Origin of the sequence: Marinobacterium ramblicola, assembly GCF_019084545.1 — a bacterium.
Taxonomy (GTDB): domain Bacteria; phylum Pseudomonadota; class Gammaproteobacteria; order Pseudomonadales; family Balneatricaceae; genus Marinobacterium_D; species Marinobacterium_D ramblicola.
In genome coordinates this window covers 1-9,919 of record NZ_JAHREP010000048.1, presented here as the reverse complement: position 1 = coordinate 9,919, position 9,919 = coordinate 1, and the positions used below count along the sequence as shown (strand labels likewise).

At 42.2% G+C, this 9,919-nt stretch carries 15 protein-coding genes; all 15 read left to right on the top strand.

Annotated elements, in window-relative coordinates:
* Window positions 1-485: hypothetical protein (locus KQ940_RS22305; RefSeq protein ID WP_217416856.1), on the top strand; the 485-nt coding region annotated here is incomplete at its 5' end.
* A 37-nt stretch (window positions 486-522) separates the two neighbouring features.
* The gene (locus KQ940_RS22300) at window positions 523-816 is read left to right on the top strand and encodes a hypothetical protein (RefSeq protein ID WP_217416855.1); all 294 of its coding nucleotides are present in this window, start codon (window positions 523-525) and stop codon (window positions 814-816) included.
* An 82-nt stretch (window positions 817-898) separates the two neighbouring features.
* On the top strand, window positions 899-1,948 hold the full coding sequence (locus KQ940_RS22295) for a S1 family peptidase (RefSeq protein ID WP_217416854.1): 1,050 nt from the start codon (window positions 899-901) through the stop codon (window positions 1,946-1,948).
* A 102-nt stretch (window positions 1,949-2,050) separates the two neighbouring features.
* Entirely contained in the window at window positions 2,051-2,632 is a 582-nt protein-coding gene (locus KQ940_RS22290; protein WP_217416853.1) for a ComF family protein, read from the top strand.
* On the top strand, window positions 2,632-3,186 hold the full coding sequence (locus tag KQ940_RS22285; protein WP_217416852.1) for a hypothetical protein: 555 nt from the start codon (window positions 2,632-2,634) through the stop codon (window positions 3,184-3,186). The genes KQ940_RS22290 and KQ940_RS22285 overlap by 1 nt, the downstream gene beginning before the upstream one ends.
* A 97-nt stretch (window positions 3,187-3,283) precedes the next feature.
* Window positions 3,284-3,538: a hypothetical protein gene (locus KQ940_RS22280; protein ID WP_217416851.1), complete on the top strand. Its 255-nt coding sequence runs from the start codon at window positions 3,284-3,286 to the stop codon at window positions 3,536-3,538.
* 56 nt (window positions 3,539-3,594) lie between these two features.
* On the top strand, window positions 3,595-4,323 hold the full coding sequence (locus KQ940_RS22275; RefSeq protein ID WP_217416850.1) for a DUF5343 domain-containing protein: 729 nt from the start codon (window positions 3,595-3,597) through the stop codon (window positions 4,321-4,323).
* A gap of 3 nt (window positions 4,324-4,326) precedes the next feature.
* Window positions 4,327-4,839 carry a hypothetical protein gene (locus tag KQ940_RS22270; protein ID WP_217416849.1) on the top strand — a complete coding sequence of 171 codons (513 nt, stop codon included), beginning with the start codon at window positions 4,327-4,329 and terminating at the stop codon, window positions 4,837-4,839.
* 111 nt (window positions 4,840-4,950) lie between these two features.
* Window positions 4,951-5,556, top strand: a complete 606-nt coding sequence (locus KQ940_RS22265) for a hypothetical protein (RefSeq protein WP_217416848.1) — start codon at window positions 4,951-4,953, stop codon at window positions 5,554-5,556.
* Between the two features lie 497 nt (window positions 5,557-6,053).
* A complete protein-coding gene (locus KQ940_RS22260; protein WP_217416847.1) occupies window positions 6,054-6,305 on the top strand; it encodes a hypothetical protein in 252 nt (83 codons plus the stop codon).
* Window positions 6,306-6,424: 119 nt separating this feature from the next.
* Window positions 6,425-6,676 (top strand): hypothetical protein, encoded by a 252-nt coding sequence (locus KQ940_RS22255; protein ID WP_217416846.1) that lies wholly within the window; start codon window positions 6,425-6,427, stop codon window positions 6,674-6,676.
* A gap of 112 nt (window positions 6,677-6,788) precedes the next feature.
* Window positions 6,789-7,322, top strand: a complete 534-nt coding sequence (locus KQ940_RS22250; protein ID WP_217416845.1) for a hypothetical protein — start codon at window positions 6,789-6,791, stop codon at window positions 7,320-7,322.
* 99 nt (window positions 7,323-7,421) lie between these two features.
* The gene (locus KQ940_RS22245; RefSeq protein ID WP_217416844.1) at window positions 7,422-7,922 is read left to right on the top strand and encodes a hypothetical protein; all 501 of its coding nucleotides are present in this window, start codon (window positions 7,422-7,424) and stop codon (window positions 7,920-7,922) included.
* Window positions 7,923-8,012: 90 nt separating this feature from the next.
* On the top strand, window positions 8,013-8,663 hold the full coding sequence (locus tag KQ940_RS22240) for a homing endonuclease associated repeat-containing protein (RefSeq protein WP_217416843.1): 651 nt from the start codon (window positions 8,013-8,015) through the stop codon (window positions 8,661-8,663).
* Between the two features lie 984 nt (window positions 8,664-9,647).
* A complete protein-coding gene (locus KQ940_RS22235; RefSeq protein WP_217416842.1) occupies window positions 9,648-9,860 on the top strand; it encodes a hypothetical protein in 213 nt (70 codons plus the stop codon).
* The last annotated feature ends 59 nt before the right edge of the window (window positions 9,861-9,919 follow it).

Sequence of the window (9,919 nt, the reverse complement as noted above, 5' to 3'; positions counted from 1 at the left end):
AACCTGGTCCGATCATTTTTCAGGCAACCCGAATGCCAGTATATTGTTTCATGACATTACTTTCCGAAATGTTAGTAAGTATTGCCCAGTTCTTTGTTTCAAAATATGCAATGTGGGATCATCCAACCGGTCGGTGGGTTTCCGCGCCAAAGCACGCAGAAAGAATAGAAAATGGGCGGTATGGCTGGGAAATAGAGTTCGGAGCTAATAAATTTCTTGTCGGTAGGGCTATAGAAAAATGCACAAATTATATTAGAGATTTAATTTATCAGGTAGAGCAAGGCCACGCGATAGAAAGTGGAAATATAAATTCACAATTAGGGCTCATTATTAGAAGCTGTGTGGCAAACTACGAAGGAGAAATTTTTGAGGGTTACTACTCTGTTGAACGAAACCTTCTTCGTTTTGGAACGCAGGGCATTAATATCGAAACATTCAAGTCGTACATTATTGGTACCACTGAAATCGATAAAATAGCTAAATAGTTATAAATGGGCTATTTTACGTCCAGGGAGATTGAATATGGGTGCGACATTTAGCCCTTATGAAGTACGGGAAAAGCTCAATACAATGGGGAAGGAGGCTCTTCTCAAAGAGATACCTAAATATAATCCTTTAGCACAGGATTTTTATTATAAGACTCTACAGGAAATTGAAATAGAAGAGCTTGAAAAATATAAGGTATCACTACAAGAAGAGGCTAATAAATTAGCGAGGAACGCTAATGTTAAGGCAGTGATTGCTATAGTTGTGAGTGGTTTTGCTGTTTTTGTAAGTGCTGCTGCCACAATATATGCAGCGACGTTGAATCAATGAAATTATAACAAGCGTAAGCACTTGACCCCAAAAAGCTGCGCTTTTTCGGTCAAGTGTTACGAGCGTTAGGCCTATGTGAGGAATGAAATTGCAGAGTATTTATCATCAATGTAGACGTAGCGTCGCCTATGTAACGGTCGAAACAAGTGACGGCACTGAGTCTATTGGCACTGCATTTCACATTGGCCAAGGGTATTTTGTTACAGCTAAGCATGTTGTTGACAAAAATCAGATTATTGAAGTTGGGATCACCCAACCACATAGCAAATCTACCGAATATCACCCAGCGCCATTATCTGAAGATGAACGACCTCGAATTCTAAAAGTAGATTTTAGTCCTGTCCTTTCTGAATACGAAGCTGACGATGTGGCGGTGTTCAGAGTTCAAGAGTATGAAGGGCTTCCGTCTATTGAGCTGAGTTCAGTGCATGATATGCATCAGTCTGAAGATTTGGCACTTCTATCTAATGTATTATGCATCGGTTACCCGCCCATCCCACTGACAATTCATCCATTCCAAGTGGCTGTAGATGCCACAGTTAGTGCTCTAATCACTATAAGGGAAAGTGGTTATCTCAGTTATGTGGTCTCTGCGACAGCTAGAGGTGGATTCAGCGGAGGCCCAATTATCAACCATGAAGGTAAAGCAATTGGAATTGTTACTGATAGTTTAGTTCGTGACAGTAACGCTGTGGAAACTGGTTTTATGGCATGCCTAAGCATATCGGCTGCTGCTGATTTGGCCCTAAAATACGGATGGAATCCAGATGATCATGAATACTATCGGGATATTGAATCTCTAGTTTCTATTAAGCTTGCGTTAGCAAGTACAGCACGGCTAAACCCTCACGCCCATGATCTTACACTATATGTATATGACGACAATAGAGATGTGTATTTTGAAGTCTCTTGCTTTAACGAAGAAGATAGAGATTTGGCTGTAAGTGCATTTAACTCGATATGTCCGCTAAACGTTAACCTGACGGAAAACCACTCTTTATTAGCTACGCCAGTAGAAAACCCTTCGCCAGCTTTATTAAAGCAAGCTGGCGAAGCTGCTCGAGATGCGCTTTGTGCGTCTGGATATTCAATGGTAAGGGAAAGATATACCGATGGTTGGGGTTGGGCCTAGCAAACGATTCAAACCGTTCGCTGCGCTCTCTGGGACGGGCTAAAGTCAGCCTCTTAACCTGAACTTTAGGCGCCCAACATTAATCCAAGAGAGGACACATATATGGATGTAAATGTTAAAGAAATATCAGGTGTATGGATGCGCGGGTACTCTCTTGATAAACATACCACGAGCAGCACCCCAATTGGCTACAATGAATACGGTTATATGCAATTTGACACGATTAGACCAGAAGTTGGCGAAGCACTCTTTCAGCTCAAATATCGTTCAGATTACTCTCAGATAGCAATTATCGCTAATCAACTATACCAGTCTCTTGGATCGGTATTTTCATCGTGCGCCCTAATAGTGCCTATGCCTGCATCTAAGGTCAGGCCACGCCAGCCAGTAACAGAGATTGCTAAAGAACTAGCTAGATTGATGAGTATTCCTTGCTATGAAAATTTACTGGTAAAAACAAATTCGACACCTGCTATGAAAGACATTGAAACCAGAGATGAGAAAATATCAACCCTCATGGGGGCATTTACCGTCTATGATGTACTTCCACTTGGGAAGCATGATGTCCTAATCATCGACGACCTATTCGACACCGGATCATCTCTTGAAGCGGCTACCAACGTACTCAAAAGCTATACTAAAATTAGAGATGTTTACGTTGCAACAGTAACGAGGAAGAGATAATGCAAAAAGTTTTCATATCCGGCTCAATGAAAATCAAAAATCTAGACCCCGACGTTCTAGAAAGAATAAATAATATAATCGAATCGAATTATGAAATTATTCTTGGCGATGCCGATGGTGTGGATAGCTCAATCCAAGCTTACTTAGATTCCAAACAAACCAAGGCGGTTGTAGTCTACTGCTCCGGCGAAAAGCCGAGGAACAACATCGGCCACTGGATGACAAAAAAAATTCATACCAATATCAGCCCCGGAACCAGAGCCTTCTTCACAGCCAAAGATATTGAAATGGCCAAAGATTGCGACTATGGCCTAATGGTCTGGGATACAAAAAGCACAGGTACGCTTAGCAACGCCATAGAGTTATTAAAAAGAAAGAAGATCTCCTTAGTTTATATAAACAAAGCAAAAGAGTTTTTAAAAGTGAAGGAAGTCTCCGATCTGGAGAAGCTTGTCTCTCACATGAGTGAGGCTGCCTACCAGCAAGCTGACAAAAAATTAAATATCAAAGAGAAAATAGAGTTCTTCAAGAACGAGCAAAGCGCCCTCTTCTGAAAGCGCCTAACAAGGCGCTGAAATCGCTCACTTCGTTCCTGGGACCGGCAAAGCCGGCCCCTTAGCTTAATCGTTATATGCAATCGAGGTACATGACATGAAAGGTACATTTGGAGTTGCTGGAATACTTGACGGCTGGAAGAAGGGCGATGTGCCAGGAAATCAGATGGTCGACATCGTAGTTAAAAGTCATTCAACTATCAGAGACGGATTAATCTCGATCTCTGCGCAATTAGCTAATGATGATGAAGTAGATTACGCTATTGATGAGCTAATTAAAGACTTGGAATCAGTACGTAAGAAAGCCAAAGATAATATCCGGAAAACAAATGAAAGAATTCGAAATTCTTAGTCAAGCATATAATTGGACTGTTAGGAAAAAATAATATCAAGTTAAGGAGTAACCGAATGGCAAATGGAGATGTATCTTTCCCTAAAATAGCTGATGGGAATTGGTGGAAGCTTAGAGAGCTTTTCAAAAGGAAAGTGCCGGCTGTAGTAACCCCTACTTACCTTGCTACCGCCTTATCTATGGGAGAAGCATCCGCCAGATCGAATCTAGTTGGGCCTTTCAAGAAGATTGGAATTATCGATGATGATGGGAAGCCAACGGATCTAGCATATGATTGGCGTGATGACCACAAATACGCTGATGTATGTAAGACTCTTATCGAGAATAATTATCCTCAAGAGATAATGGACTTATTTCATTCTCCTGATGCTGACATGCAACAGTTAACAAATTGGTTCATGAGACATGCTCGGTGTGGAGAGCCTGCAGCAAGGATGTACGGAAAATTCTACCTTCTTCTGCTTAAAGCCGATCTGAAGGAGGCTGAAAACGTAAATACTAAACAAGAAGCAAAGCCTAAAAAGGCTGCACCTACAAAACCAAAATCGAACGCAAAGACTACGCTCGCGGCAAAATCAGAAACTGACGACTCATTAACTTCGGCTCAAACAACGCTTCCGTCAGCGGCAGCACCAGCAGCACCACCAGTTACAACAACTGTCCTAGGAAATGCTCCGGAACTTCATATAAATATTCAGCTACACATATCTCCAGAGTCTTCAGCAGAGCAGATCGATAAAATCTTTGAAAGCATGGCAAAACACTTAAAGGACTTCAACAAATAACTTATGTTCTCATCTGACAGCATAAAGGGCTTTATAACTGCCATAGAGAAAGATTGCGAAGATACTCTTCTGCCACCAGAAGGAGGATTGGATGCTATCGGGCAGCCTGTAATACCATTTGCTCTAGTAAGAGGCACACGTGGCTATATTGAAAGAATAACTCACCAGATAAATGGCACATACTCAAATGGTTGGTACGACTCTTGTGCGGTAATGATAAGGCGACTAATAGAAACTCTTATTATTGAGGCATTTGAAAATCACAATATCGCAAATAGCATTAAAAATAGTTCTGGTGATTTCTATTATTTGTCTGACTTAATATCAAAAACACTTTCAGAACCATCATGGAATCTGAGTCGAAATGCAAGGCAAGCATTACCGAATTTAAAAGATATAGGAGACAAGTCGGCACATAGTCGAAGGTTTAATGCAGTAAGACATGATATTGATAAAGTAAATCCGCAAATAAGAGTAGTAGTACAGGAATTTGTTTATCTGGCGGGTTTGAAATGAAAAATCCTAACAAAAACAAGAATGTACAGCCTTCGGCTGCTGGGGCCGTCAAACGCTGACGCGTTCGCCAGCCCCTTTTGTTAGCGTTATGAATTAAATGGAGGTTTAGGCTTGGCAAGGAAGCGTAAAAATAATCAAGTGAGATGTTCGCCAACTACAAAATCCGAAATTACTGATAGACTTTGGTACAAGAAAACATGGCCATGGATAGCTGGCGGGGCAGTCATAATTAGCTGGGTACTCCTTAACGGTGTAACGGCATTATCCAATGCCGAAAGGCTTCCGGCAGACGTCTCCCGTCTCTATAAAAAAATCATAACTTGGTATCAAACTGATCAAGACTGGACAGGTAAATGGTCAAATGAGGGTGATGTGGGCTACAGTCATGAGGGCAGCATTTATGTAACTCTCGATCTCTTGGTAAGAGATCGAAGTGTCCAAGGTACAATTAGTTCAGGGCCGCAGCAGAAGGCTATCCCGCTGGAGTTTGTCTTACTTGAAGGGGCTGTTACGAATGATGCGCTTGATGTGTTAGCGTTTGATTTCTTCCAGGGTAAACCAATGAGAATAGCTACATTTAAGATATTCCCGATTGAGTCTAAAGGCTTGAGTAAGATAAAACTCACAACTATTTGGCAGTCTCAACCATGGTTTCCTAAAGAGATAGAGCTCTGGAGTATTGGAAAAACTGATTTAATATCAGAGCAGAATAAATAATTGGTGTTTAATTTGCTTGAGCCTAACAGGCTGTTAGGATTCGGATCTCCTATGAAAAAGATAGCACTGTTATATACATTATTAATGGTCGGCACCTTAGTTTATATGCCTTGCCAAATAAAAATACCAAAGCTCGATTATAATTACCAGGCTGGGTACCATATTACCTGTCGGTATGATGAGGTTTCTTATATATCTTGCGAAAGGCCGTATGTGAAAGCTGAAGATATTGAAATAGTTGGTAAGATACTTAGTATTGTTGGGAAAAGTGACCTGCTAAATAAAGACACCCCTTTCAAATATGATGTGAACTTAGAGTTTTTAACATATTCGTGGATATTTATAACACTATTAGCCGTAGTATGGATGGCCGCTATCAAGTTAACCAAAAAATCCTAACAAAAAATTAAAGTTTGCCCGCAAGCGGGCTGGGACCTCAAAAGCTTTGCTTTTTCGGCCCCTTAATTGAGCGTTAAAGCGGGTGTAGGATGACAAGCATGGATGTAACGATAAAGTATCGAATCAAGGGAATAGCTTCGTCACTTATATTTTCTGTGCCGTTGTCATACGCGATCTATTTCATACTTGGACAAGTTGTGGAGCTACAAGACAGTTTATTTCCAAAATACGCTGCGCTACTTGTATTTGCAGCGATTGGTATCTATTCACTTGCTCGCCCAAATGGGTTTATTTTTGCATTGAAAAGTATATGGAAATTATGGAACGTTTTAAATTTATGGCCATTTTAGATGGTTTCATGATTTTATGGTGTCATTCAAAAAGCTTTAACAAACGTAAGCACTTGACCCCAAAAAGCTGCGCTTTTTTGGTCAAGTGTTACGGGCGTTATGTTTACGGAGTTAACTAAATGAAATTGCTGAAGATCATTACCGTTGCTGATGAATCCATAAGTAGAAAAGATTCTCAAAAAATGATGGAATCGGACTCCATTATTGATCTTAAAAAAGCAGGTGAGAATTATGCTATAGAAAAAGGAGTCACGGAAATTTCTTGGGTAGACTGTACGCCACCAACAATGGGTGATAGAAAAATAGCGGATAGAAATATTAAGCTTACACTTTTTATTTCTGATTCGGAATTTTTAGCTATAGAAAAATAAACATAACAAAACGCTGTTGTCGCCACACTTCGTGTGGCTGGGACCTTCGCTGCTACGCAGCTTCGGCCCCAAAGCGAGGCGTTATGCATAAATTGGAAAAATCTGACCGACGATGATCGAGACAGTTGCTCTCATTGCTACGCTTCTTGGTGGAGTAGCAGCAATTGTATACTTCTGGGAAAAGCTACCTTTGCCGGAATTCATAGCGCGAGAAAAATTCGCAAAGGTTCCTGCAGTTCCCGCAAACAGTGCTGCAATCTTCGCGTACTGCAACGCCAATCAAAGGCTGGTGTCCTTAACGAAACGTATAGCGGAAAGGCGAGGGTACGAAATTGCTAACTTCGATAGTGAATCTGTCTGGTTGAAAGAGAAGATATCGAAGATGAATGTTGAAACTCTTCGTGAACTTGATGGTTACGTTAAAAAACATGGTGGGGCGGCGCTCCGCCTAAGCGATTACAGCACATTGCAGGGCCCTATCGATACTGGTATCGCTTTGGATGAAGTGCTCGATATCGTGCTAATGGAGCGGTTAGGCCTAGAGGGGTTCCAGGAATTCCACCAATCACTTCAGCACTCTACAGGTGGTGCTGGATGGGCAAGGGAAATGTTCGAGGCTTATGAGCAGGTTAAGAGTCACCGATGATGCATAACAAAGCGTTCAAAACCGTTCGCTTTGCTCACTGGGACCTTGCTACGCTCGGCCCTTTAACGCAGCGTTATGTGAAACATGGGACCCGTAGCAATGACTGAACATGAACTAAACGAAGGAATCAAAAGATTTGCTACTAGTATCAGTCAGCAACAACTAGGTTTAGCAATTTATAGGCCCGTTCCCTCAGCGCTTCACAGCATGTGTATTGAAAATGCTAAAAAGATTAGTGAGCTTAAAGGAGGTTCTATACGGTATGGATGGTATTTTTTTCATAAAATATCGCCAGCATATGGTGACTATTTAGTAGCTACGCATCATGCAGTTTGGCATAACCCAGATACACTTCTGCTTGTTGATGTAACACCATTTCATCCAGATAAAAATCATCATCCAATAGCACCAGGAGGCGATGTCTTATTTTTAGTTGATGATAAAGCAAAGCCATTTGAAAAAGAACAAAAAATTATTCCAAGACCAAGCTTGTTTTATGCATTGGGTGTTAATGATGAATTGTTGGAATACGTGACGAAACTACAAATGGATGAATATGAATATTACAGTAGAACATTCGGTATTGAAATTAGTGCGTAGTGATTTCACATAACAAAATCATGAAATTGACCTCAATACGCTACGCTTCTTTCGGCAATTTATAACGGCGTTAGCCGTCAAAAGGAAACCATGAAGCTTCAACTTGAATCACATCACCGAAACATCCCTGATCAGGAACTAATCGATGATTTAGTTCGTGTTGCCAAAGAACTCGGTCAGGATAAAGTCACCATAGACCAATACAATGATAAAGGGCGCTTTCATAACACAACCTTTAATCGTCGTTTTGGCTCATGGTTCAAGGCACTGGAAAAAGCTGGCCTTAAAAAAACAAGAACATTGAATATTTCAAACGAGGAGTTGTTTGAAAATCTAGTTGATACATGGACAAGGCTGGGTCGCCAACCAAAATATAATGACCTAACTAAAGATAATTCAAAATACTCCTCAGGCACTTACGAAAAAAGGTTCGGTGGCTGGCGGAAAGCACTAGAAGCGTTTGTTAACTGGGTTAATGAAGGTGAAATGCCGGAACTGCCAGAACAAAACTCAAATCAAACAACAAAAAGAACACCCCGTAACATCAATTGGCGTTTAAGGGCAATGGTTCTCATGAAAGACGGTGCCCGCTGCAAGCTGTGTGGTGCTACCCCGCAAGATGGTGCAAAACTGCACGTAGACCACATCAAGCCTTGGGCTAATGGCGGAGAAACAGTGCTTGAAAACTTACAAATCCTTTGTGAAAAGTGCAACATTGGTAAGAGTAATGTCGAAGTCTGAAACAACGGCTAACACGGCGCTTCACCCGACCAAAAACCGCTTTGCGGTTTTCGTCGGGTGAGCTGGGCGTTAGCCATATATGGAGCCGAGTAAGTGAAGAAAAATAATCTCGCTACCATTGTCAGTTTAATTATGCTTTGTGCCGCAATTGTTTTATTGCCGTACCAGTTCCTTTTTTCAAAAACAGTACCAACTTCAATATGGACTGACTACTTCCCTCTACCATTTGGTGCAGGATGGTTCATCGCATTTGTCTCTCTAATTCCTACAATATGGTTTTCAAGCTCCATATCAAAATCAATAAGAAATGGATTCATGACAGTGCTGTTATCGGTCGTCGTGGCTGTACCAGTGTCATTAGTTATACGTTATGGTTCGCTTACATCAATCAACATAGCGTACCAATACGTTTGGGTGAGTATTATTTGTTTTCCACCTTATGTTATTCATATATCATTACGGTGGCTTATTGGTCTTAAGATCAAGAACGGCTAACAAAGCGTTGAAAATCGTTCGCTTTGCTCACTGGGACCTCAAAAGCTTCGCTTTTTCGACCCTTTAACGCGGCGTGTGTGCCAGGCATGGCATTTAACTAGCGAGGTGAAAGTCCTCGTACCAGGTGTTCGCAGAGCCGAAGGTTAGCCAAAGGGCAAGGTTTGTCTCGCGAGGGGCAGGCTGGAGGAAGCCCAAGGCGAATTCACGGGGCGATGAACAAGAACCGGATATGAGGTGTGACGTGAGTGAGGCGAGTCGGCACGTGACGACGAAGCCTTCCATCTGCGACCGGCTCACGTTTTATAAATCCGGCGTCTGCGCGAGGAAAGTTAAATGTCTTACCCTGGGAGGTCTGCACTGTGTTGAGGGAGCAACTGACGCGGAAGCAATTCAGCGTGATCGCAGTGCAGAAGTCAGCAGAGGGCATAGTAGGTACGGCTCTTGTTACCGAAGGCCCGAACATCACCGGCATGGATAGAGGATAAGAACATGGACATGGCACCTGACCGACCCTCGGACGAGGCATCGCCATCGGCGATGGGTGAAGCCCATGTTGCCGACACTCCGATCCAACTGCCAATCATCGAACCATCACTGATGGCGCAGGTACTGGACAAGGAAAACCTGGTACGCGCGCTGAAACAGGTCAGACGCAACAAAGGCGCAGCGGGCGTCGACGGTATGATGTCAATGCCGGTCTGAGAAGTCCTCTTTTTCGCGGTTTGAGATGTCCCCTTTTTGTCGGTTCGTTGACTGATTTA